This is a genomic window from Corallococcus sp. CA054B, assembly GCF_003611625.1.
Taxonomy (GTDB): Bacteria; Myxococcota; Myxococcia; order Myxococcales; family Myxococcaceae; genus Corallococcus; species Corallococcus coralloides.
In genome coordinates, this window is the sequence record NZ_RAVY01000084.1 from 14,190 (window position 1) to 38,319 (window position 24,130).

The 24,130-nt window shown below is 70.5% G+C and carries 18 protein-coding genes; 11 read left to right on the forward strand and 7 right to left on the reverse strand.

Annotation, left to right across the window (positions count from 1 at the left end; genetic code table 11):
• Window positions 1-144: 144 nt before the first annotated feature.
• On the forward strand, window positions 145-678 hold the full coding sequence (locus tag D7V80_RS20880; RefSeq protein WP_120589818.1) for an ankyrin repeat domain-containing protein: 534 nt from the start codon (window positions 145-147) through the stop codon (window positions 676-678).
• Window positions 679-691: 13 nt separating this feature from the next.
• On the opposite strand, the gene D7V80_RS20885 is transcribed toward D7V80_RS20880, so the two are convergent.
• Window positions 692-2,599, reverse strand: coding sequence for a transketolase (locus D7V80_RS20885; RefSeq protein ID WP_120589819.1), 1,908 nt, complete (start codon window positions 2,597-2,599; stop codon window positions 692-694).
• A gap of 205 nt (window positions 2,600-2,804) precedes the next feature.
• Between D7V80_RS20885 and tal the strand changes: the two genes are divergently transcribed.
• Entirely contained in the window at window positions 2,805-3,926 is a 1,122-nt protein-coding gene (tal, locus tag D7V80_RS20890; protein ID WP_120589837.1) for a transaldolase, read from the forward strand.
• 117 nt (window positions 3,927-4,043) lie between these two features.
• Window positions 4,044-5,516, forward strand: a complete 1,473-nt coding sequence (locus D7V80_RS20895) for a hypothetical protein (RefSeq protein ID WP_120589820.1) — start codon at window positions 4,044-4,046, stop codon at window positions 5,514-5,516.
• Window positions 5,517-5,575: 59 nt separating this feature from the next.
• On the opposite strand, the gene D7V80_RS20900 is transcribed toward D7V80_RS20895, so the two are convergent.
• A complete protein-coding gene (locus D7V80_RS20900) occupies window positions 5,576-7,384 on the reverse strand; it encodes a fibronectin type III domain-containing protein (RefSeq protein ID WP_120589821.1) in 1,809 nt (602 codons plus the stop codon).
• A gap of 180 nt (window positions 7,385-7,564) precedes the next feature.
• On the opposite strand from D7V80_RS20900, the gene D7V80_RS20905 reads away from it, so the two are divergent.
• The 3 genes from D7V80_RS20905 (at window position 7,565) to D7V80_RS41465 (ending at window position 12,430) form a co-directional block, all read left to right on the forward strand.
• The gene (locus D7V80_RS20905) at window positions 7,565-8,824 is read left to right on the forward strand and encodes a GAF domain-containing sensor histidine kinase (protein WP_233585571.1); all 1,260 of its coding nucleotides are present in this window, start codon (window positions 7,565-7,567) and stop codon (window positions 8,822-8,824) included.
• A gap of 34 nt (window positions 8,825-8,858) precedes the next feature.
• Entirely contained in the window at window positions 8,859-10,490 is a 1,632-nt protein-coding gene (locus tag D7V80_RS42890; RefSeq protein WP_233585573.1) for a HEAT repeat domain-containing protein, read from the forward strand.
• Between the two features lie 230 nt (window positions 10,491-10,720).
• Window positions 10,721-12,430: a hypothetical protein gene (locus tag D7V80_RS41465; RefSeq protein ID WP_147447164.1), complete on the forward strand. Its 1,710-nt coding sequence runs from the start codon at window positions 10,721-10,723 to the stop codon at window positions 12,428-12,430.
• A 6-nt stretch (window positions 12,431-12,436) separates the two neighbouring features.
• On the opposite strand, the gene D7V80_RS20935 is transcribed toward D7V80_RS41465, so the two are convergent.
• Window positions 12,437-13,465, reverse strand: coding sequence for a serine hydrolase (locus D7V80_RS20935; protein ID WP_120589826.1), 1,029 nt, complete (start codon window positions 13,463-13,465; stop codon window positions 12,437-12,439).
• 215 nt (window positions 13,466-13,680) lie between these two features.
• Here D7V80_RS20935 and D7V80_RS20940 point away from each other — a divergent pair, with 215 nt between their 5' ends.
• Window positions 13,681-14,559 (forward strand): ATP-grasp domain-containing protein, encoded by an 879-nt coding sequence (locus tag D7V80_RS20940; RefSeq protein WP_120589827.1) that lies wholly within the window; start codon window positions 13,681-13,683, stop codon window positions 14,557-14,559.
• 58 nt (window positions 14,560-14,617) lie between these two features.
• Window positions 14,618-15,940 carry a hypothetical protein gene (locus D7V80_RS20945; protein ID WP_199738769.1) on the forward strand — a complete coding sequence of 441 codons (1,323 nt, stop codon included), beginning with the start codon at window positions 14,618-14,620 and terminating at the stop codon, window positions 15,938-15,940.
• A 13-nt stretch (window positions 15,941-15,953) separates the two neighbouring features.
• On the opposite strand, the gene D7V80_RS20950 is transcribed toward D7V80_RS20945, so the two are convergent.
• Window positions 15,954-17,069: a hypothetical protein gene (locus D7V80_RS20950; RefSeq protein ID WP_233585575.1), complete on the reverse strand. Its 1,116-nt coding sequence runs from the start codon at window positions 17,067-17,069 to the stop codon at window positions 15,954-15,956.
• A gap of 157 nt (window positions 17,070-17,226) precedes the next feature.
• The gene (locus D7V80_RS43665; RefSeq protein WP_304988003.1) at window positions 17,227-18,072 is read right to left on the reverse strand and encodes a helix-turn-helix transcriptional regulator; all 846 of its coding nucleotides are present in this window, start codon (window positions 18,070-18,072) and stop codon (window positions 17,227-17,229) included.
• A 165-nt stretch (window positions 18,073-18,237) separates the two neighbouring features.
• Here D7V80_RS43665 and D7V80_RS20960 point away from each other — a divergent pair, with 165 nt between their 5' ends.
• On the forward strand, window positions 18,238-19,410 hold the full coding sequence (locus tag D7V80_RS20960) for a zinc-dependent alcohol dehydrogenase (protein ID WP_120589830.1): 1,173 nt from the start codon (window positions 18,238-18,240) through the stop codon (window positions 19,408-19,410).
• Window positions 19,411-19,416: 6 nt separating this feature from the next.
• Here D7V80_RS20960 and D7V80_RS20965 read toward each other — a convergent pair whose 3' ends face one another.
• Window positions 19,417-20,283: a hypothetical protein gene (locus D7V80_RS20965; RefSeq protein WP_120589831.1), complete on the reverse strand. Its 867-nt coding sequence runs from the start codon at window positions 20,281-20,283 to the stop codon at window positions 19,417-19,419.
• A gap of 30 nt (window positions 20,284-20,313) precedes the next feature.
• Window positions 20,314-21,267 (reverse strand): GNAT family N-acetyltransferase, encoded by a 954-nt coding sequence (locus tag D7V80_RS20970; protein ID WP_120589832.1) that lies wholly within the window; start codon window positions 21,265-21,267, stop codon window positions 20,314-20,316.
• A gap of 249 nt (window positions 21,268-21,516) precedes the next feature.
• Between D7V80_RS20970 and D7V80_RS20975 the strand changes: the two genes are divergently transcribed.
• Complete coding sequence (locus D7V80_RS20975) at window positions 21,517-22,638, forward strand: polysaccharide export protein (protein ID WP_120589833.1); 1,122 nt, start codon at window positions 21,517-21,519, stop codon at window positions 22,636-22,638.
• Window positions 22,635-24,130: GNVR domain-containing protein (locus D7V80_RS43670; protein WP_120589834.1), on the forward strand; the 1,496-nt coding region annotated here is incomplete at its 3' end. The genes D7V80_RS20975 and D7V80_RS43670, both read left to right, overlap by 4 nt.

Sequence of the window (24,130 nt, forward strand, 5' to 3'; positions counted from 1 at the left end):
TGGCGACGGCGGAACTGTCCGCGCCCTGAACAGGTTCAGCATCGGGCCCGAGTCCCCGCGTTGACGGACTGGGGCGCTGTCGATACTCCGAAGTCACCTCCCTCGGACACGGCAGGGAGGTCCTGTCAGGAAGGAATACCGACCATGAGTTCCCCGAACGACCCGAAGAATGCCTCCCCGTCCGCCGAGGACGCCGCCGTGCTGGACTTCGTGCGGAGCGCCTTCGCGCTGGTCCGCTCCGGGGACGCCGGCAAGCTGCGCGAGCTGCTCGACGCCGGGCTTCCCGTCAGCGTTCGCAACGAGCGGGGCGACTCCCTGCTGATGCTGGCCAGCTACCACGGCCACGTGGAGGCCACGCGCCTGCTGCTGGAGCGCGGGGCGGATCCGGAGCAGCCCAACGACGCCGGCCAGACGCCCCTGGCCGGCGCGGCCTTCAAGGGCAACGAGGCCATCGCCACGGTGCTCCTGGACGCGGGCGCGGACGTGAACGGCGCGGGCCCGGACGGGCGCACGCCGCTGATGTTCGCGGCCATGTTCGACAAGCTGGAGATGATGGAGCTGCTCATCCAGCGCGGCGCGGACCACAGGGCCCGGGACGCGGACAAGCGCACCGCGCTGGACTACGCGCGCTCCATGGGCGCGCAGCGCGCGGCCGCCCGGCTGGATCCGAAGCCCTGAGCCTCCCCGGGGCTCAAGCGTTCGTGTGGCCCCAAGCGTTCTCGGACGGCCTTCCCCGGCCGTCCCCGCCCCGGGCCGTCGTCTCCTCCCGCAGCGAGTTGACGGCCTCCACGATGTGCTCCGCGTCGATGCCCGCGGCGTTCAGCAGCTCCGCGGGCTTGCCGGAGCCGGGCATCTTCGTCACCGCGAGCCGCACCACGGTGGGCAGCCGCTCGCGCTCACCGGTGAAGGCCTCCAGCACCGCGTCCGCCAGGCCCCCTTCCGCCCAGTGGTCCTCCACCACGATGAGCCGCCCCAGCGTCTCGCGCGCGGCCTTGCGCAGCGTCTTCGCGTCCACCGGCTTCACCGAGTACAGGTCGATGACGCGCACCGCGATGCCGTCCTTCTTCAGCGCCTCGTAGGCCTTGAGCGCTTCGTGCAGCGTGATGCCGGCGGCCACCACCGTCGCCACGTCCTCATCGGACTGGCGCACCACCTTGCTGCCGCCAATGGGGAAGTCCTCCGTCGCGGGGTAGAGCACCGGCGTCTTCTCGCGCGTGCTGCGCAGGTAGGTGATGCCCTGGCGGTCCAGCACCTGCGCCAGCAGCTTCGCGGTCTGGTTCGCGTCGCTCGGGTAGAGCACCGTGCTGCCGCCCACCGCGCGCATCATCGCCAGGTCCTCCAGCGCCATCTGCGACGGGCCGTCCTCGCCAATGGACACGCCCGCGTGGCTGCCGCACAGGTGCACCGTGGCGTTGGAGATGGCCGCCATGCGCACCTGGTCATAGGCGCGCGACAGGAAGGCCGCGAAGGTGCTGACGAAGGCCTTCTTGCCCAGCACCGCCATGCCCACCGCGCTGGACACCATGTTCTGCTCCGCGATGAACATCTCGAAGTAGCGCTTCGGGTGCGCCTTCTGGAACTCGTTCGAGTACGTGGAGTTGGACACCTCCGCGTCCAGCGCCACCACGTCCGGCCGGGCGTTGCCCAGCGCCAGGAGCGCGTCGCCATACGCCTTGCGCGTGGCCTCCTTCTGGCCCACTTCGTACGTGGGCAGCTGCAACGGCGAGGCCTTGTCCTGGACGGTGGCCTTCAGCGCCTCCGGCTGCTTCACCTGGACGCGGACGTCGCGCTCTCCGCCCAGCTCGCGGATGGCGTCCTTCGCCTTGTCCTCCGGCAGTGGCTTGCCGTGCCAGCCGTCATGGTTGGCGATGAGCGAGGAGCCGTGCCCCTTCTCCGTCTTGCAGATGAGGCAGGTGGGCTGGCCCTTCTTCGCCTGCGCTTCAGCGAAGGCCCGGTCGATGGCGTCCAGGTCATGGCCATCCAGCGTGACGGCGTTCCACCCGAAGGCGCGGACGCGGGCCGCGTAGGCCTCCAGGTTCCAGCCCAGCTCCGTCTCACGGCTCTGCCCCAGCCGGTTCACGTCGATGATGGCGCACAGGTTGTCCAGCCCGTAGTGGGAGGCCTTGTCGAACGCCTCCCACACGGAGCCCTCCGCCGTCTCGCTGTCGCCCATGAGCACGTAGGTGCGGAAGGGCAGCCCGTCCATCCTCGCGCCAAGGGCCATGCCCACGCCCACGGCCAGCCCCTGCCCGAGCGAGCCGGTGGCCACGTCCACGAGCGGCAGCACGTGCGGGTTCGGGTGCCCCTCCAGCCGGCTGCCGAACTTGCGCAGGCTGAGCAATTCCCGGTCGTCGATGGCGCCCGCCGCCTTGAAGGCGGAGTAGAGGACCGGACAGGCGTGCCCCTTGGAGAGCACGAAGCGGTCGTTGTTGGGGGCCTTCGGCTGCTGGAAGTCGAAGCGCAGGTACTTCTGGAACAGCACGGCCATGATGTCCGCCGCGGACATGGACGAACTGGGGTGGCCCGAGCCCGCCGCCGTGGTGCAGCGGATGCTGTCGATGCGCAGCTGCGCCGCGAGGTCCGCCAAGGTGTCCGCCATCGTGTCGCTCCCGGGTTGGGGGGCCAGGGGTGTGCCCCCGCTACTGTGTTGACTGCCCCGGCTTGCGAGAAGCGTTGCCCCCCGCCGGCCCTGTTCGCAGGCAGAATCCGCGAGTGCCTGCCCGCCCGGCCGGACGTGGGCGACAGGGCATGCGCAATTTGAAGGAACGCCATCCGGGGGCCTCGTGTCCCCGCCGGGAGAATCCATGAATCCGCTGCGACAGCTCGCCGAGTTCGGCCAATCCGTCTGGGTGGACAACCTCCAGCGCAGCTACATCACCAAGGGCACGCTGAAGAAGTTCATCGAGGAGGACGGCCTCAAGGGGCTCACCTCCAACCCGACCATCTTCCAGAAGGCCGTGTCGGGCAGCGACGACTACCAGGACCTCTTCGACGCGGCGAAGGGCCAGGGCCTCTCCGGCAACGACCTCTACGAGCAGCTCGCCGTGCGAGACGTGCAGGGCGCCGCGGACCTCCTCAAGCCCGTCTACGACGCGACGAAGGGCCAGGACGGCTACGCGTCGCTGGAGGTGTCCCCGCGCCTGGCGCTGGACACGAACGGCACGCTGGAGGAGGCACGGCGGCTGTGGAAGACGCTGTCGCGGCCCAACGTGATGATCAAGGTCCCGGGCACGCTGCCGGGCCTGCCGGCCTTCGAGCAGCTCACCGCCGAGGGCATCAACGTCAACGTGACGCTGCTCTTCAGCCAGGAGCGCTACAAGCAGATCGCCGAGGCCTACGTCTCCGGCCTGGAGAAGTTCGCCGCGTCCGGCGGGGACGTGAGCCGCGTTGCAAGCGTGGCGTCGTTCTTCGTCAGCCGCATCGACGCCATCGTGGACAAGGAGATTGAGAAGAAGCTGAAGGCGGGCGCCACGCCGGAGCAGCAGAAGGCGCTGGAGGGGCTGAGCGGCAAGGTGGCCATCGCCAACGCGAAGCTCGCCTACCGCACCTTCAAGGAGGTCTTCGGCGGCGCGCGCTGGAAGGCGCTCGCGGACAAGGGCGCCAAGGTGCAGCGCGTGCTCTGGGCGAGCACCAGCACCAAGAGCCCGAAGCTGCGCGACGTGCTCTACGTGGAGGAGCTCATCGGCCGCGACACGGTGAACACCATGCCGCCCGCCACCATCGACGCGTTCCGGGACCACGGCAAGGTGCGCCCCAGCCTGGAGGAGGACCTGCCGGCGGCGGAGGCGACGATGCGCCAGTTGGAGGCGGCCGGCATCTCCATGAAGACCGTCACGGACGAGCTGGCCACCGACGGCATCCGCCTGTTCACGGAGTCCTTCGATCAGCTGCTCTCCGCGGTGGGAGACAAGCTGAAGAAGACCTAGCGCGGAAGGTCCGTCCCTGGAGGCGGGTGGAGACACTCCCACCTCCTCCCGGGACGCATTGGAAGGCAATGCCTTGCACCCCACCCTTCCGGCCGTTTCGAGCCGGAAGGGGCAAGCATGCGTGTCAGGAATTGGGGGGCCCTGCTAGGGCTGATGCTGGCGGGGTGTGGGGCTGTCCCGGAGGAGGACACCGCCCTTCCCGCCGCGGTCGTGGAGGACGCGCGGCAGGTGGAGGCGCAGGCGTGTCCCCCTGGCGTGGCGGCGCGGGTGAAGGTCGTCATCCCTCCCACCGCCGGAATCAGCAGCGAGGTGACGTCGCTCGCGGACGTGCAGGGCACGCTCTACTTCTCCACCAACCTCACCGACGGCAGCGCGACGCTGTGGCGCAGCAACGGCACGGACGCGGGCACCGTCCCGGTGCGGGAGTTCCCGGCGGTGCCGCTGGGCATCCCCCGGATCTCGAACCTGGTCGCGGTGGGCAGCCAGGTCTTCTTCCTGCTCAACAACCTGGACACCGGCACGGAGCTCTGGGTCAGCAATGGGACGACCGCGGGCACCCACCTGGTGAGGGACCTCACGCCGGGACCCACTGGCTCCGCGCTGCTCCACCTCACGGAGGTGGGCGGCCGGCTGGTGTTCTTCCGGCAGACGCAGCCAACGCCGACGGAGCCCTCGCGCACGGAGCTGTGGCGCTCGGACGGGACGGCCCCGGGCACGGTGCGGGTGAGGGACTTCGGGGCGAACCCGGGGCTGAGCTTCAGCACGTTGAAGGTCGGCGGCAGGCTGCTCTTCTTCTTCGGGCAGAGCACGGGGACCACGCTGTGGCGCACCGACGGCACGACGGGGGGCACGGTGTCCGTGAGGCGGCTGGACGCGGGCCTCACCTTCATCCTCGACGTGGGCTACTCGGGAGCGCAGGGGCTGTTCCTGCTGATGGACGGCCCGAACTACGAGGTGTGGCGGACGAATGGCACGGAAGGCGGCACCGCCCGGCTGGACTCCTTCGGCCGGTACACGCGGCTGCTCGGGGCGCTGGGCACCTACGTCTACGTGTGGTCCACGGACGCGGCCACGCAGCGGCTGCGCATCGACCGGCTGTTGTTGAGCGGCGGGGGCAAGGCGCTCCTCACCACGCTGCCCAATCCCTACGCGAACGATCCATCCACGTCGCCCTACGTGCAGATGTCGACCGTGTCGGCCAACGAGCTCTACTTCTCCATGGCCATCGTGGGCGAAGGTCCCGTACCGCTGGACGTCTCGCTGTGGGTGACGAACGGCACGGCGGCGGGGACGCGCGACCTGTTCCGCCAGCTCATCCGCAGTGACGAGCACGCCTCACCCGTCTTCGCCACCGGAACGGGCCGGGTCCTCTTCAGCGGTTCGCTGACGCCCGGAGCCGCACAGCCCTGGTTCACCCGGGGCACCGTGGGCACGACGGGGCAGCTGGCGACGGGGGTCGCCACGCCGGAAGGCTTCACCCGCTCCGGCACGCGCGTGTACTTCTACGCCATCGACGACACCGGGCGGAACCAGCTCTGGGCCGTGCCGGCGACCTTCAACTGCCCGCCGGGGCTGAGCGAAGCGCGGTAGGCAATGCCAGACATCCTCCGCCCACCGGTACGCTTCCGGTGGGCGGAGGCCTCATCGCGCTACCGATAGGTGTCCAGGTAGGCGCGGTGGCTGTTGGAGAACTCGTAGTTCGTGAACTTGTCCCAGTTGATGGACCAGGTCATCAGCCCCTTGAAGCCCGGGTAGCCGCCAGCCTGGCGCAGCACGTAGGTGCCTCCGAACGACTGGCCCTTCATCAGGTAGTCCAGCGCCTTCTGCACGTTGGCGGGCGTGGTGTAGCCGCCGCCCGCGGCCTGCGGCGAGGACGGCAGGCCGATGACGACCTGCTCCGGCCGCAGCGCGGGGAAGACGGCGCTCGCGTTGCCGCCCACGGGGAAGCCCTGGAGCAGCATCTCCGCCATGGCCACGTGGAAGTCCGGCGTGCTCTGAGCGTACGCGCGGCCGTCCAGGCCCATCACCGTGCCGGTGTTGTAGTGCTGCACGTGCAGGTACGTCAGCCGGTCGCGCAGCGCGTAGATGACAGGGAGGTAGGCGCCCCACGGGCCGCCATACGCCGCGTAGCCGCCCTGCACGTAGGCGGTCTCCGGCGCCATGGTGAGCAGGAAGCCCGAGCCGTTGTCGTTGAGCAGCTGGCGCGTGCCGGCGATGAGGTGCTGGATGCGCGGCGTGGTGGGGTTGCGGAAGTCGGTGTCCCCGCCGTTGAGTGACAGCGACGCGCCCTCCAGGTCCAGGTCCAGGCCGTCAAAGCCATACGTGTTGATAAGCCCCTGCATGCTGGTGACGAAGGCCTGCCGCGCCGCCGCGTCGTCCAGGTGGATGGTGCCGTTGGCGCCGCCCAGCGAGATGAGCACCTTGCGGCCCTGCGCCTTGAGCGTGGCGATGTCCGCTTTGAACTCGGCCACGGTGGCGTTGTACGGGGTGAAGCCCATGGTGCCCGACGGCGCGCCCGGCACCGGCTCCGCGAAGGCCACCTGGATGACGTTGAACTTGGAGGACACGTCGCGCAGGCGGATGTTGGTGGAGCCGTTGTCGAAGTTGTGCCAGTAGCCGACCAGCACCTTGCTGCCCGTGGGAGCGGTGTTGCCCGTCGTCACGGCGACGCTGTTGCTCGCGGCGGAGCGGTTGCCGGCCGCGTCGCGCGCCTTCGCGGTGAAGGTGTACGTGGTGTTGGCGGCGAGCCCCGTCACGGTGGCGCTCAGAGAGGTGCTGGTGGCCGCCGCGCTGGAGCCGCCGTTGACGAAGATTTCGTAGCCGGTGACGCCCACGTTGTCGGTGGACGCATTGAACGCCAGGGACACGCTGGAGGACGTCACGGCCGTGGAGCGCAGCGAGCCGGGCACGGTGGGAGCCTGCGTGTCCTGCGCGGGGCGGTTGGGCGTGGTGGTGCTGAACGCGGCGCTCGCGGCGGAGCGGTTGCCGGCCGCGTCGCGCGCCTTCACGGTGAACGTATAGGAGGTGTTGGCGGCCAGCCCGGTGACGGTGGCGCTCGTCGTGGTGGAGGTGGCGGAGGCGGAGGCGCCGTTGTTGACGAAGACCTCGTAGCCGGTGACGCCCACGTTGTCGGTGGACGCGCTCCAGGTCAGCGACACGCTGTCATACGTCTTGGAGGGCGAACCCACGCCAGAGGGCACGGAGGGGGCCTGCGTGTCGGCGGGAGGATTGCCGGTGCGCTCCAGCCACAGGGCGAGCACGTTGGGCGGCTCCCAGCCCACCAGGGACGTGTGGGCCTGGCGGCAGTCGTAGCCCTTCCCTCCATAGGACGCGATGTCGCCCACGGCGTACGAGACGCCCGGGGCCCAGGCACCCCGGTCCGCGGCCAGGGCCAGGGTGGGGAGAAGCAGCAGGAGCACGGCGAGAGCCGCGCGGGACGACGAACGAGGGGGATGCATTGGGGGAAAAGCCTCCCGAAAATGGGTCCGGGACACAGGGAGGGCGGCCCCCGAGGAAGCGGGTCAAAGACCCTGAAAGAATTTCCCGAGCGGTCCTGGAAGGTTGGTCAGCGAACGGAGGAGCTCGCCCCGGGGCTCAAGGCGGCCAGCCACTGGCCTCCAGGCCTAGAATCCGTCCCCATGAAGTTTCTAGGTGAGTTGGACGAGGCCTCTCTCGCGCGGACCCAGCGGTGCAACCGTCGCCTCGCGGATCCGAACCGTCTGCAGGCCATCCGGGACACCGGGCTGATGGACACGCCCCAGGAGGAGGCCTTTGACCGCCTCGCGCGCCTGGCGGCGCAGCTGCTCAACGTCCCGCTGACCATCATGTCGCTGGTGGACTCGAACCGGCAGTTCTTCAAGGCGGACTTCGGCCTGCCCTCGCCCTTCCGGGAGACGCGGACGCTGCCCATCGACGCGTCGCTGTGCCGCTACACGCTCGAGGGAGAGCCCATCATCTCCTCGAACGCGCCCGCGGATCCGTTCCTGAAGTTCCATCCGTCCACCGGGCCCTGGGGCATCGTCGCCCTCATCGTGCTGCCGTTGATCAACCCGGAAGGGCACGTGCTGGGGACCTTCTGCTGCATCCAGCCCACGGTGCGCGAGTGGACCGCGCAGGACCACCTGATCATGAAGGAGATGACGGCCTCCATCATGACGGAGATCAACCTCCGCGATCAGCTCCGGAAGCTGAAGGCCGAGCAGCGGATGCGGGACACGTTCGTCGCGGCGCTCACGCACGACCTGCGCACGCCCCTGACGGCGTCGAAGCTGAGCGTGCAGCTGCTGGGCAGGCGCCACGCGGACCTGCCGAGCGTCCAGACCTCCGTGGCCCGGGTGTCGGCGAGCCTGGACCGGGCGGAGCGGATGATCCAGAACCTCCTGGACGCCAGCCGCATCAAGGCCGGCAAGCTGGTGGCGCTGGAGATCCGGGAGTGCGACCTCCACGCGGTCGCGGCCCAGACGCTGGACGAGCTCTCGGCGCTCTACCCGGGGCGCTTCGAGCTGAAGGCGGAAGGCCTGTTCACGATGCGGGCGGATCCGCTCGGGCTGCGCCGCATCGTGGAGAACCTGGCCTCCAACGCGGCGAAGTACGGCGCGCCAGGCACCCCGATTGAAGTCCTGCTCGACCGGGATGAGACCCAGGTGAGGCTCCAGGTGCGCAACCAGGGCGCGCCCATCGCCGCGGAGGACCTGCAGACCATCTTCGAGCCGTTCCATCGCACCCAGTCCGCGACGGAGAGCGCGGAGAAGGGCTGGGGACTGGGGCTGCCGCTGGTGCGGGGCCTTGCCGAAGCGCACGGCGGAAAGGCCACCGTGACGAGCAGCGCCGAGGAGGGGACCTGCTTCACCATCACCCTTCCGCTGGACGCCGCCGCGAGGCAACGGCTCTCGGCCTGAGGGGCGCGGAGCGCTCCGGCGCTATCCTGTCCCCATGGCCATTCCCGCCCACTACGACGCCCTCTCCACGCTGGAGCTGGCCCTCCTCGATCTGAAGGAGGAGAGGAACTGGGCGGCGTACGAGGCGCTGCGAAAGCGGGACCTGGAGGAGGTGTTCGAAGCCGCCGTGCAGTTGCTGCGCTCCCCTTCTTCGCGGGAGCGCGCGCGGGGCGCGGAGCTGCTCATCCAGGCGGCAGGGCACGACGCGAAGGAGCACCGTGAACGCAGGGCGCGGTGCGCGGAGGTCCTCCTGGCCGCGCTGCCCACGGAGCAGGACGCCACCGTCCTCCAGGAGATGGGCCGTACCCTGGGATACCTCGAGGACGCCCGGGCGGTGCCCGTGCTGCGGCCCTTGAAGGACCACCCGGATGCCCGGGTCCGGCAGGGGGTCGTCCGGGGTCTGATGCCGCACCACGGTGACGCCACGGCCCTCCAGACCTTGCTGGAGCTCTCCCGGGACGGTGACACCTCCGTGCGCGAGGAGGTGCTGTCCGGACTGGCCCTCAAGGGCGAGGACGAGGTGGACACCCCGGAGCTGCGGGACGCGTTCCTTGAAAGGCTCTCGGAGGAGGCCAGCGGCATCCGGGCGGACGCGCTGGTCGGGCTGGCGAAGAGGAAGGACCCTCGCGTCCTGGCTCCCCTCCGGCATGAGCTGGAGAGCCCACCCTTCGGGATCGCGGCCATCGAGGCAGCCCGGTACATGGAAGACGCTTCGCTCCTACCGTTGCTCCTCTTGGCCCAGGGGACGGAGCGCCCCATGGACGAAGCCTTCGACGAGGCCCTCGGCTTCGCCATCGACTGTTTGATGCGGTCGCGCGCCATGAAAGACCGCTCCATTCCGGAGCTGATTGACCTCGCGTTGCAGGGTGACGAGGACGACGAGACGGCCTGGGAAGCCATCTTCGAATTGCACGACCGGGGCGGCGACGAGGTGTTCGAGGCCGCCGTCAGGCTGCTGCACTCCGCTTCTTCACGTGAGCGTGGACGCGGCACGGACATCCTCGCGCAACTGGGCGGGCGGAAACGCAGCGACGCACTGATGGCGAAGTGCGCGGATGAAATCCTGTCCGCGCTGGCCACCGAGCAGGATGCCGACGTCCTGGGTTCAATGGGTGTAGCCCTGGGGCACCTCCGGGATGCCCGAGCGGTTCCCGCCCTTCAGCCCCTGAAGGACCACCCGGACGAGGGCGTCCGGATGGGCGTGGTCATGGGGATGATGCCCCAGCGGGATCCGCTCGCCATCCAGACCTTGATTGAGCTCTCCCGCGACAGCGACGAGGACGTCCGCAACTGGGCGACCTTCAGCCTGGGCACCCAGGCGGAGGACGTGGACACGCCAGAGCTCCGGGACGCGTTGTTCGACCGGCTCACGGAGTCCGACATGGAGCTTCGAGGCGAGGCCCTGGTCGGACTGGCGCTGCGCAAGGACCCGCGTGTCCTGGAGCCGCTGCGCCGCGAGCTGGAGAGCAGCGAGGTCGTCGTCCTGGCCGTCGAAGCCGCCCGGGCGCTGGAGGACCTCTCCCTGTTGCCGCTGCTCCATCGTCTTCGGGACCCACCCGGCAAGGCCGACAGCTACTTCCGCGGTGTCCTCGCCGAGGCCATCAGCCACCTGGAATCACTCGCCTGAGCAATGGCTGTGCCGGACCGGTCTCCGTGGAAATCCCAGGACTTCCAGACGCAGGGGGTGCGCCTTCCGCGTGGCGCCGGACCTCTACAGCAGACAGGTCCTGTCCTCTCCACAGGACAGGAAGCGTGCACGCGTCCCACGTGTGCCTTGCGGCGAAGCGGTGGGTGCACTAGCCATCGGGGGACGAGGGCCGACGGCGCCGACCGCTCGGGTCCTCCGAGGATGACTTTATGGCCCAGCGCCGCCCGACCCGACCTTCCGCCTCCTCCGATTCGTCCAAGTCCCGCAGTGCCGCTGGCAAGGCCGCCACGAAGCCCGGGGGCCGTCCCGCCGGGGGCAAGGCCCCTGCCCCGGCGAAGAAGGCCGCGGTCGCGAAGCCGATGGCGCAGGCCCTGAAGACCGCGGCGTCGAAGCTGAAGCAGGTCGCGAAGGCGGTGAAGGGCGCGGCGGCGAAGGCCCCGGCGTCCAAGGCAAAGCCTGTCGCGAAGCCCACCGCGAAGGCGGCTCAGGCTCCGAAGGCTTCCGCCTCGAAAGGCGCACAGGCTCCGAAGGCTTCCGTGGCGAAGTCGGGTGCTCAGGCTTCGAAGGCGCCTGCCGCGAAGGCCGCGGCTCAGGCGCCGAAGTCCTCCGCCGTGAAGACGGGCGGTGCGCAGGCGCTGAAGACGCCAGCAGCGAAGTCCGCACAGGCTCCCAAGACGCCTGTTGCAAAGGCCGCCGCGCAGGCTTCAAAGACAGCCTCCACGAAGCCGGGCGCTCAGCCGCCGAAGGCGCCCGTTGCGAAGCCCACCGCGCAGGCTTCAAAGGCTGCCGCCGCGAAGTCCTCCTCGGCTGAGGAGAGCATCAAGGCTCCCGCATCGAAGGCCGCAGGAGGTGCCGCTCAGGCAGCCGTAGCGGAATCTGCTTCAACCAAGAAGGGCCCGAAGGCGTCCGCAGCGAAGGCCGCCGGACAAGCCGCGCAGAAGCCGGGCTCGACCGCGGAAGGCCCCAAGGCCGATGCATCGAAGTCCCCCGAGGCGGTTGCGGAGCCTGCTTCGACCAAGAAGGGATCGAAGGCCTCCGCGTCGAAGGCTGCATCGACCGAGAAGGCCGCCGAAGTCGTCTCGGAGCCTGCACCGACCGAGGAGAGCCCGAAGCCTTCCGCCTCAACGCCCTCCGAACAGCCGCCCCCTGCTCCCGAGCCGACCGCCGCGGGCGCGGAGACGGCCGAGCTGAAGACGGACGCCAGCGAGGCCCCTTCCAAGCGCGCGGGAAAGGCGCCCAAGGGCTCTTCCGCGAAGAAGCCCCCGGCAGAAGAACCTCCCGCCTCCACGCCGCTGGAGGCCCCTGCGCCTTCCTCTTCGGAGACCACCACGCCCGCGCCACAGGCGGAGACGAGCGCCACCGACACCGTGGAAGGAACACCTCCCGCCACGGAGACGACGACCGCCGAGGAAGCCTCCTCGCGCAAGGGTTCGGGCCGCGCCGCGAAGCGGAAGACCTCCGAAGCCGAAGCCGCTCCCGCCGAAACGCCTGAAGAGGCATCCACCCCTGCCACCTCCAACGAGGAGCCTGAATCGAAGTCGAAGCGCGGCGCCAAGGGCGCGGCTCGCCCCGCCGAGGAGGCCACCCCTGCCCCCTCCGCCCCGGCGAAGCCCGCGCGCACCGCGGATCCGCAGTACCTCATCCTGACCGGCGGCTCGCCCTTCCTGCGCGCCATCGGCTCCGTGCGCCGTCCGGACGGTGAAACCCTGCCCGGCTTCGCCAACCTGGCCGTGACCAAGATGTCCGCGGCCCCGCTGCCCACCGAACCGGGCCCGTACGAGTTCCGCTTCCAGGCCAGCAACGGCACCGGCGACTTCAAGCTCGCGCAGCGCAGCGAGACCGGCGCCCCACGCAACGTGCGCGACTTCGAGATGGCGTCCTCGGGCGGCTTCCAGCTCTACCGCTTCACCATCCCCTGAAGCCCCTCACGGCGGCAGGAACCGCGACATCAGCGCGAGCCCCGGCGCCTCCAGGGGCACGCGCCCCCGCAGCGCGGCGAACAACGACCAGCCGTGGTCCGCGAGGAGGACCACGGCCGCGTCCGCCGCGACGCTGAGCCCCATGAAGCCCACGTAGCCCCCCATCACCGACGAGCGCCACACCACGTCCTTGCCGCGCACCTGGGACACGTTCCATCCCAGGCCGCGCTGGAAGCGCCCGGCCTTCACCCGGGGCGCCTGCATCCGGTACAGGGCCTTGGTGAAGGACGTCTCGCCCCGCCCCAGGTTCGTCTCCAGGAAGCGCATCACGTCCCCCACCGTGGAGTGCATCGCGCCGCCGCCCGGGAGCGCCGGGAAGGTCCACGGCGGCACGGGCTTGCCTCGCGCGGTGTGGCCCTGCAACAGGCGCGGGGCCAGCTCCTCCGTGACGCGCGCCGTGGTGTCCCCAAGCCCCATGGGCTTGCAGAGCACATCCCGCATCAGGTGCCCGTAGTTCAGCGCCATGCGCCGGGAGAGCGCGTGGCCGAGCACGCCCATGCCCAGGAAGGACTCGGACGACGGGTGCGGCGGCGGCTGCCGGGGGTGGTAGTTGCGCAGGAACTCGCCGAACAGGCTCGCGGAGTAGTGTCCGAACGGGTCGTCCGGATTCGCGGGCGCCGCGCCCAGGTTCGGCGGCAGGTGCGGCAGCCCGGAGGTGTGCGTCGCCAGCTGCTCCAGCGTGATGCGCTGCGCGACCTCGTCGTTGAGCAGCGACGCGGGAATCATGTTCCCGAGGGGCTCGTCGAGCCGCACGTCCCCCCGCTCCGCCATCACCGACAGGAGCGCCGCCGTGAAGACCTCCGTGAGCGCCCCCAGGGAGAACAGGGCGTCCGTGGCCGGAGGCGGCCCCTTGCCCCGGAGTCCCTCGATGTGCAGCGCACCCCGCCACGTCATCGCCGCGCACACGGAGGCCGTGGGGTAGCCGCGCAGGTAGGGCCGCAACTCCGCGTGGAGGAGGTCGGAAGGGTTCGACATGGAGTGGCGCTTTACGGGCCCGCCGCCCGGTGAGGCAAGCCTTCCGGAAGCGGTTCTGTCAGGCATCACCGTGCAAGACCGTCCGCCTCCTGGAAGGCCCCTTTCGTCCCGACCTGCCGCCCGCGTCCGCGCCCTCCAGCGCCCGCCGTGGCCGTGTCAGGCCCCGCGTGTGCTCGCGTCCACGTGGGCCCTTCCCCTGACGAAAGGCCACCTGGATGCCCTCTTCCCCTGCCGTGAAGGCGATCCTCTTCGGGCGCAACCCGCACCAGCCGGATCCATTCGACGTGGAGGCCGACGCGGCCGAAGCGCTGGGCGTGGACACGTATCAGGCGGACCTCTCCGCCCTGCTGTCAGGCGACGCGGCGAGGGCCCTCACGGGCGTGCCGGAGCGCGGCCACCTCCGGCTGCTGTACCGGGGCTGGATGCTCACGGAGGAGGAGTACGGAGAGCTCGACGAAGCCGTGCGAGCCCTGGGCCACCGGCTGGTGACGTCGCCGGAGCAGTACGCCGCCGCGCACTACCTGCCCCACTGGTACCCGCGGCTGGCCGGCTACACCGCGCGCTCGGTCTGGACGGAGGGACCGGACGCGGCGGAGGCGTGGCGGGCGGCGCGGAAGCTGGGGCCTCCGCCCTACATCCTCAAGGACCACGTGAAGTCCGCGAAGGAGCGCTGGGCGGAGGCGTGCTTCGTCCCGGCGGACGCCACGCGCGAGGACTTCGAGCGCATCTGCCAGAACCTGCTCGACGAGCGCGGCGACCGCTTCGAGCGCGGCTTCGTGGTGCGCCGCTACCTGCCGCTCAAGGTCTACGGGCGGACGCCCGCGGGCCCCGCGCACCTGGAGTTCCGGCTGTTCTTCGGCGGAGGCCGGCTGCTGGCCGCGGAGCCGTACCACGAGTTCGACGTGGAGGTGCCCGACTTCACCGCCTTCGAAGCGCTGGGCCGCCGCATCCCCTCGCCGTTCTTCACGCTGGACGTGGCGATGCTGGAGGACGGCGGCTGGGCGGTGGTGGAGGTGAATGACGGCGGCGTCTCCGGACTGCCGCCCGGGTTGGATCCGCGCGACCTCTTCGCCGCGCTGCTCGACCTGCGCTAGCCCCCACGGTGGGGAGGCAGCCGCCATCCATGAGGAGCCGGTGCTACCGTGCGCGGGCATGAAGGACTCCGTCCGTGCACACCGGGGGCTGCGCCACCGCATCGCCGCCCTCCTCCTCGTGGGCCTCACCGCGTGCGGCGGCTGCCAGAAGACAGACGCCGAGCGCGCCGCGAAGGAGCGCGCGGAGATCGACCAGCGCCTCCGTGACTCCGTCGCGCTCGTGCCCTACCGCGCCCTCAAGCTCTCCGTGCGCGCGGGCGACGACCCCAGGGCCCCGGAGGAGATCGCCCTCCTGTGGAAGGCCGTGGCCGAAACGCGCGCGTTGCCAGACAAGCCGGTCAACGACGAGGTGACGCGCGCGACGGCCCGCATCTACCTGGACCTGGGCATCGCCCTCTACAAGGCGCGCAAGTCGCTCCAGACGCGCGACGAGGACGACTTCCCCCTGCTGTGGACCCGGTGGGCCAACGGCGCGTCCGTGCCCCTGTCGAGCTACGACTCGGGCCAGGAGCACGCCTTCCTCGCCGCCGTCCTGCTGGCGCTGGACACCGCGGAGAAGTCCGACCGCATCCCCGCCACGGAGCTCGTCTTCTACGAGCTGTCGCGCGCCACGCCCACCCCCTCCTGGCCCGCGCCCCTGCGCGCCGCGGTGCGGGCAAGCCGGGGCGCCGCCTTCTGCCAGGCGGGCTACCACTACGCCGCCGAGGAGGAGCTGACCGCCTTCCTCTCCGAGACGGAAGCCCTTCCCCCGGAAGACTTCCCCGCCATCCGGCAGGGCACGCCCGCGCAGTCGAGGGAGGCGGTGCTCGCGGCCGGGCACTTCCTGCGCGCCTGGAACCGCATGGGCCTGAAGCGCGAGCGCGCCGCCGAGGACGACATCGAGCAGGGGCTGCGCTCGCTCCAGACGCTGGGCGTGGAGAACGAGCTGACGTGGTGGGGCTGGGCCTTCATCCACACCCGGCGCGGACGCTACGAAGAGGCGGCGGCGTCGCTCGACAAGCTCGCGGCCAGCCCCTACCTGGAGGAAGCGGAGCGGCGCGAGGTGCACGACAACGCGGAGACCCTCCGCAAGCACGGGGACAGCCTGCCGCTGTTCCAGCAGACCCGCGCGACGGTGCTCCTGGGCCGGACGCTGCTGGCGCGAGCCGGAGGCCTGGAGCACGTGCTCACCGTCCTGCTGGGCCCGGAGCGGGCGCGGCTGCTCTACGCCCCGCTCGTCTGGATGGACCGGGTGCGCCAGCGCACGGCGCAGCTCTCCCCGGAGCAGGTGGCCCAGGGCGCGGGCCAGACGCTCGACCGCGCGCGTGAAGCGGGCAACCGCGGCTGGAAGGCCCTTCAGGAGCGCCTGGACCAGAGCACCGCCCAGGACACCCCGCCGTGAAGCTTCGGCGCCGTCACGGAGCCGCCGCTTCGCCCAGCGCCTTCACGGGGTAGTGCCCCGGGGAGGCGCGGAAGCGGCGCTCCAACCCGCCGGGCTCGAGCACGCCCCGCTCGAACAGGCCCAGCAGGAAGGCCTCGTACGTCCCCTCGCGTGATGGGCCCGCGCGCTTCAGCTCTTCGTAGAGCACGAAGGCCAGGACGTGCATGCCGTCGTCGTGGGCGCGGAAGAACTCCGCCCCCGTGAGCGGCCGGCCCTCCCGGTTGCGCAGCAGGCCCTCCCGCTCGCTGACGTAGACGTCGATGGCCTCCGCGCAGTCCTCCTCCGTCAGGCCGCGCGCCGAGGTGTAGCCGAACGCGGGGTCATGCTCGCGCACCAGCCGCTGGAAGTAGGGGTCCGCCTCCAGCGCGGACAGCTTCGCGTCCAGTTCGCCCTCGCGGGTGAAGGGCGGGTGCAGCAGCTCATGCACCGCCGTCTTCACGGTGACGTCCGCTGGATAGGTCGCGTCCGTGAGGAAGTTCCACCCCGTCACCCGGATGCCGTGCGGCTTCGCGAACTTCAGGACGTGCGCGCTCAACGCTGGCACCTGGAGCTCCCGGCCCAGCACCGCTTCGTTCCAGCCCACCACGTCGTGCGGCGCCACCTTCGCCGCCAGCCCCGCGATGGCCTGCTCCACCTGCGGCAGGTACTCCGCCCGCCAGATGCGGGGAAACTCCACGCGCGTGAGGAACGCCAGCAGGACGCCCAGGTCCCCTCGCACGTCCTCCATCTCCGCGAAGCCGTCCTCCTGGCCATACGACGTGGCCAGGAAGTCCGCGCGCATCCGGCTCCATGCGGCATCGTCCGCCACCGTCGCCGCCAGGGCCTCCACCGTGGTGGCCCCCGTCACGGAGAAGACCAGCGTCAGGAACGGCCCCACCATCTTGCCGCCCTGCTTCGACACCCGCTCGGTGAGGTGCGCGAGCGCGGCCTGCTCCCGCGTCCCCAGGAGCGCGGAGAAGCGCTGGAACTCCGCCGGATGGAAGCGCGTGTAGAACGCGTCGCCCCGCAGCAGGTTCAACAGGCACAGCGCGTCGTACGCCTCCGACGGACGCAGCACCCACTGCGTGCGTCCGGAGTCCACGCGGCGCACGGCCGGCTCCACAGCCGCCGGGACGGGCCGGGAACCCGCGCAGGCACTGCACATCAGCGCCGCGCACAGGAGCGCCACGGCGCGGCGGAAGGAATGCGATTCCAGGGTCATGGCGGGAGAGATAGGACCGCCCGCCTGACGCCGTCTTGGACGAAACCTACGGCGTGGAACCGGATGCACGTCCCGCCAGCCGCCGGTACTCCGCCGGGGTGAGGTGCAGGCGGCGGCGGAACTCGCGCGTCAGGTGGCTCTGGTCGCAATAGCCCGCGTCGAGCGCGATGTCGCTCAAGGGCCGCTCCGTCTCGCGCAGCGCCCGGCCGGCGCGCTCCAGCCGGGACCGGCGCAGGTACTCCGCCGGGCTGCACCGGTAAGCCTGACGGAAGGCCCGCCCCAACCGCTGCGGGCTCACCCCCGCCTCCCGAGCCAACGCCGCGAGCGTGGGCGGAGGTCCGCGCACCGCGTCCAGCAGCTCCCGGACACGCCCCAGCCACGCCGGAGGGCCCCCCACCTCCCGCGCCGGCACCGACGCGCGCACCGCCTCCGCCAGCAGCTCCAGCGTCAGCCCCTCGATGGCCAGCCCCGCCACGTCATCCGCGCGCCGGAACTCCTGGTACACGCGGGCCGTCAGCGCCACCAGCCGCGCCGACGCCAGGTCCACCCGCGGATCCAACCCCGCGACGAGCGCGCTCCGCGACCGCCAGGACGCCTCCGAGAAGTCGATGTTGAAGGTGCGCGTGCGCACGTCCCGGATGCGCTGCGCGTGCTCCAGCCCGGGCGCCTGGAAGGCGACCGAGCGGGCCTTGCACTCCCGCGCGCGGCCCTCCACCACATCCATGAAGCCCCCTTCCAGCGTGAGCCGGAAGCCCGCGTGCCGGTGCAGGTGGGATGGCAACCGGGCGCCCGGTGCATACGTGCTCTCCGTGAGCACGAGCCCCGCCACCTCCACTCGCTGGAGCGGCGTGCCCAGATAACGGCCGAAGTCGAGGACGGGTGCGGAGGTCACACCCCCCTTTTGCATCGGCCAGGGGTCCCATTGCATCCCGGGACGTCGATTCCGCCCTTCCGAGCGCCAGCCAGCCAGGCGGCGACGGACCGCGAACGTTGGCCGTGCACGGTCCAAGTCCCCAGCTTTGCTCCAAAGCCTTTTCCCTCCAAGGAGCCACACCCGATGAAAGCCATCTGCTGGCATGGCCACGGCGACGTCCGTTACGAGTCCGCCCCCGACCCGAAGATTGAAGACCCTCGCGACGCCATCATCCGCGTCACCCGCACCGCCATCTGTGGCTCCGACCTGCACCTGCTGGACGGCTACATGCCGACCATGAAGAGCGGTGACGTCCTGGGCCACGAGTTCATGGGCGAGGTGATGGAGATTGGCTCCGGCGTCACCAAGCTCAAGAAGGGCGACCGGGTCATCGTCCCCTTCAACATCGCGTGCGGCGAGTGCTTCTTCTGCCAGAAGACCCTCTTCTCCCTCTGTGACCGCTCCAACCGCAACGCGGAGATGGCCGCGAAGGTGATGGGCTACTCGCCCTCCGGCCTCTTCGGCTACTCGCACATGCTGGGCGCCTTCTCCGGCGGCCAGGCGGAGTACGTGCGCGTGCCGTACGCGGACGTGGGGCCGCTCAAGATTCCGGACGGACTCACCGAGGACCAGGTCCTCTTCCTCACCGACATCTTCCCCACCGGCTACATGGCGGCGGAGAACTGCCAGATGGAGAAGGGCGACACCGTGGCGGTGTGGGGCTGCGGCCCGGTGGGCCAGTTCGCCATCCAGAGCGCGTGGATGTTCGGCGCGGGCCGGGTCATCGCCATCGACCACGTGCCGGAGCGCCTGGCGCTCGCGAAGTCCTGGGGCAAGGCGGAGACCATCGACTTCACGAAGCAGGACGTCTACGAGACCCTCAAGGAGATGACGCAGGGCCGCGGCCCGGACCGCTGCATCGACTCCGTGGGCGCGGAAGCGCACGGCACCGGCAGCCTGGACGCCGTCATCGACAAGGCGAAGGCCGCGGTGAAGCTGGCCACGGACCGGCCACACGCCCTGCGCCAGGCCATCTACTGCTGCCGCAAGGGCGGCACCATCTCCGTGCCCGGCGTCTACGTGGGCTTCCTGGACAAGGTCCCCATGGGCGCCTTCGTCAACAAGGGCCTGACCATGAAGACGGGCCAGACGCACACGCACCGCTACACCCGGCCGCTCCTGGAGAAGATCCAGGCGGGCGCCATCGACCCGACGCGGCTCATCACCCACCGCGCCCGGCTGGCGGACGCCCCCGCCCTCTACAAGAAGTTCCGCGACAAGGAAGACGGCTGCATCAAGGTCGTGATGACGCCGTAGTCCCCGTCAGGCCTGGCCCGTCAGCCGGTAGTACGCGTGCGGGCGGCGCCAGCGGATGAAGGCGCGCGCCAGGGGGTTCATGCCCCACTGGATGGGCACCGGATCCACCACGAAGCCCAGCTCGTCCTTGAACTGTTCGAGCTGGGCCGCCTCGCGCGCATGCAGTCCGCCCACCAGCGTCCGGGCCCCGAGCCGGCGGCAGACCTGCGCGAACTCATAGATGAGGCCCGTGGAGATGTTCGTCGGCAGCGCCCACGTCGCGTAGTAGGCGCTGAAGCCATACGCGACGCCGTCCACGATGTAGCCGTCCAGGTAGCCGCCCAGCTTGTCGTCCACCATCCCCGCCAGCACGCACCAGTGGTCCGACGCGAAGTACTGCCGCAGGCCCTTGAGGTACTCGTCCAGCGTGGGGATCTTCTTGTGCTGCGTGCGCATCAGCGCGTCCCGCACCACGGGATAGCCCTGCTCCAGGAGCAGCGACGGCCCCGTGAGCTGGACGATGCGCACCGTGCGCTGGCACTTGCGCAGCTTGCTGCGCCGGTTCGAGTTCAGCCGGCTCATGTCATACGTGTCCAGGTCCTTCAGCCGCACCACGGGCACCTTGCCGGTGGCGACGTTCGCCGTCTCCGGCGTCAGCGCCGCGCGGTAGCCCCAGGCCAGCGGCGTGGGCGGCGTGGCTTCCTCCGGCGTCAGCCGCGCCAGCAGGTGCACCGGCTGGAAGAAGCCGGGCGCCCCCGACTGCTCCCAGTAATGCCCCCGGTGGGAGATGACGCGAACGCCCTCTTCTCGCCGGCGCTCGGCGAGCTCCCGCTCCGTGAGACACGTGAAGCGGGCCTCCGCGACATCGCGGAGCTGGGGAAGTGACAGGACCATGGGAACCCCTCCACCAACGACTCGGAAACGTCAGGAACGGGGCGCGCGGTAGGCGGGGAAGAAGTCCTCGCTCGCGTGCCCCTGGGACAGCTGCGCGTATGCCTCCGGGTCGCAGATGAGGTCGTGCGTGCGGAACTGGGACATCGCGTTGGCGAAGCCGCGCTTGAACCGCTCGATGCCATCCCCCGGCCGGACGCCGCCGCCCAGGTGGACGGAGGCCTCCAGCTTCTCCGCCAGCTCCACCATCACCGGGAACTCGTTCTTCGCCGGTGAGTGCACCAGGTATGCGTCCGCCGTGCCGCCAATGAAGTTGTGCAACAGCCCGTCGCTCAGCACCACCAGCGCGGCGGAGGCCACCGCCCCCTCTGGCGCGCGCGTCGTCACCAGCCACGCGAAGGGGCAGGTGAAGACCTCCTCGAACCAGGCGTCGGAGAAGTAGTACCGCACCCCGGCATGGTTGCGGGCCATGGTCTGCCGGTAGATGGACTTGAGCGCCTCGCGCTGCTCCTGCGTGGAGTCCTTCACCGGCACCACGGAGCTGACGTAGCCGCGCCGGGCGTTGCGCCGGATGTCCGCGCCGTGGTCGCTGCGGAACTTCACCGGCAGCTTCGGGTCGATGAGACACACCTCCGTGCGCAGCCGGCCCCCCGCGAAACAGTACGGCCCGCCAATCCGGTCGCGCAGGAAGATGCTGACCAGCTCCGTGCCCCGCCAGTCGATGGCGTCCACCGGCACCTCGGAGAGCCCGTTCAGCTCAGCCCCGGGAAACCCATACGGAGAAACCGCGTCCCGGTAGTGCGTCCCTTCAATGGCCCGCACGATGAGCGGCACCCGGAGCGCCCGCCCCCCGCCGTCCTCCACGATGAGGCTGTGCGTCACCCCTTCCGCGCGCAGGTGCTGCTCGGAGCGGAAGTAGTCGGACGAAACGGCGCGCTGGCCTCCGTCAGGGACGAGGACAGCTCTCCACTGCGTCTCTGGATACATGGGTGCACCCCCGGTGGGAAACGGGCGGGCCGGACGGGCCCGAAAGCAGACAGAGGGTATGTGGATTGAACCCGGGTCCGTCATCGCCCCCGGGGGTGCGGCGCGAGTGTCTTGATTTCAGCGCTTCGCTCCAATCCAGCCCTCCAGGGCAGGACATGTGTCACCTCACCAGCGAGGCATAGCGGCTTCCAGACATTTGGCATTGTTCGGACTTACGCTTGCACGCTTCCTCCGGAAGATTGCCCGCCCATGAAACACGTCCTGTTACTGGCCGCGGTGTCTTGCCTGAGCGCATGCGCCTGGGGCCCGGGAATGCAGATGGACGAGGATGCCTTCCGGGAGCGCTATGCGGGAAAGGCAGACGCCGGAGCGGATGGCGCCTACGAAATCATTCCCATCGACGCGTCCCTCCTCAGCCACCAGCTGGAGGAGCGCAGACAGGCGCGGCCCGCGCCCCTGGTGGATCCGCTGGCGCAGGTGGCCACGGACTATGACTACCGGGTGACGCCGCACGACGTGCTGAGCGTCATCGTCTGGGACCACCCGGAGCTCACCATCCCCGCCGGTGAGTTCCGCTCCGCGGAGGCCACCGGCCACCCCGTGGCGGCGGACGGGACGATGTTCTATCCCCACGTGGGCAACATCCCCGTGGCGGGCAAGACGCTGCGGGAGATCCGCGAGCTGCTCACCCAGCGGCTGGCGAGCGTCATCGAGAAGCCCCAGCTGGACGTGCGCGTGGTGGGCTTCCGCGGCCAGAAGGTCCAGGTGACGGGAGAGGTGGTGGCCCCCGGCACCCTGGCCGTCACCGACGTGCCCCTGCGCGTGCAGGACGCCATCGCCCAGGCGAAGGGCTTCGCCCCGGAGGCGGACCTGCGCGCCGTCACCCTCAGCCGGGGCGGCACCACCTTCACGCTCGACCTGCAGGCCCTCTACGAGCAGGGGGACGTGAGCCAGAACTGGCTGCTCCAGGACGGCGACATCGTCAACGTGGCGGACCGCAGCCGCAACAAGGTCTTCGTGCTGGGCGAGGTCCGGAAACCCTCCTCGCGCGTGATGGTGAAGGGACGGATGACGCTGGCGGAGGCCATTGGCGACACCGAGGGCTTCGACCCGCTCACGTCCAACCCGGGCCGCGTGTATGTCATCCGCGGCAGCTTCGACCGGCCGTTCATCTTCAAACTGGACGCCAAGTCGCCGGACGCGCTGCTGCTGGCGACCCAGTTCCAATTACAACCTCGCGATGTCGTTTTCGTCTCCGCGCACGACCTGACCCGTTGGAATCGCATCATCCAGCAAATCCAGCCAACAGTTCAGCTGCTCTGGCAGGCAGTGGATATCGGAGACAGAACCATCATCATCGACAACCCATGACGAGCACCCCCGAACGCGTGACGCCGCCCCGCCCAGGCCCCGGCACGCAGGATGATGAGCTGGGATTGGGCAGATACCTGGCCATCCTGGGGGAGCGCCGCGGCACCATCGCGGCGTCCGTCGCCCTGGCCCTGGTCCTGGGCGGGCTGTATCTGCTCACCACCACGCCGGTGTACCGGGCCAACGCCATCCTGCGCATCGAGCAGAAGGGCAGCAGCCTGGGCCAGCTGGACGAGCTGATTCCAGACGCGCCCAGCATGGCGGCCCCGGAGATGGAGGTCCTGGGCTCCAGGGCCTTGCTGGGGCGCGTGGCGGATGCGCTGCACCTGGGCGTGAGCGTGGAGCCCCGCTACTTCCCGGTGGTGGGCGCGGCCCATGCCCGGGCGCACGCGGGGCCGGACCTGGCGGCGGTGCCGTGGTGGGGCGGGGCCTCGTATGCCTGGGGCGGCGAGAAGCTCCAGGTGGAGCGGCTGAACGTGCCCACGGAGTGGGAGGACCTGCCGCTCACGCTCGTGGCGGAGGCGGACGGCGCGTACACGCTGTGGGGCCCCGAAGGGAACGTCGTGCTCCACGGCGCCGTGGGCACCGGCGCCCAGACGGAAGCGGGCGCGGCGCACGAGGTGGAGCTGTTCGTCACGGAGCTGCACGCCCGGCCGGGGACGCGCTTCCGGGTGATGCGCCGCTCGAAGCTCGCGGTGGTGGAGGACCTCCAGCGCACGCTGCGCATGGGGGAGAAGGGCGCCGGCACGGGCGTGCTCAGCCTGACCCTGGACGGGCCCGACCCGGTGCTGGCCACCACCACGCTCCAGGCCATCGCGGACACGTACGTGCGCTCCAACGTGGAGCACCGCAGCGAGGAGGCGGGCCGCACGCTGTCGTTCCTGGACAGCCAGCTGCCCGGTCTGCGCCAGAGCCTGGAGCAGGCGGAGGCCGCGCTGCGCGACTACCGCGCAGGCAGTGGCGGCGTGGACCTGGGGCTGGAGGCGCAGGCCGTCCTCAACCGGAGCGTGGACCTGGACAAGGACCTCTCCTCGCTCGCGCTGGAGCGCTCGGAGTTGCGCCAGCGCTTCACCGAGCACCACCCGCTGATCGTGGCCACGGAGCGCAAGATGGCGCGCCTGCGCACGGAGCGGCACGCGCTGGACACCCGGCTCAAGGGCATCCCGGACGCGGAGCGGGTGTCCGCCCAGCTCACGCGCGACGTGAAGGTGGCCAACGAGCTGTACCTCCAGTTGCACAACAAGGCCCAGGAGTACCGGGTGCTCAAGTCGAGCACCATCACCAACGCGCGCCTCATCGACGCGCCCGTGGTGACGCGCCTGCCCGTGCGCCCCGCGAAGCCGGACGTGTTCGCGGTCAGCCTGGTGCTGGGGCTGGCGTTCGGCGTCGCGCTGGCCTTCGCGCGCAAGTCGCTGCACCCGGGCGTCACCGACCCCGCGGCCCTGGAGTCCGCGCTCGCGGTGCCCGTCCTCGCCAGCGTCCCCACCGGCCC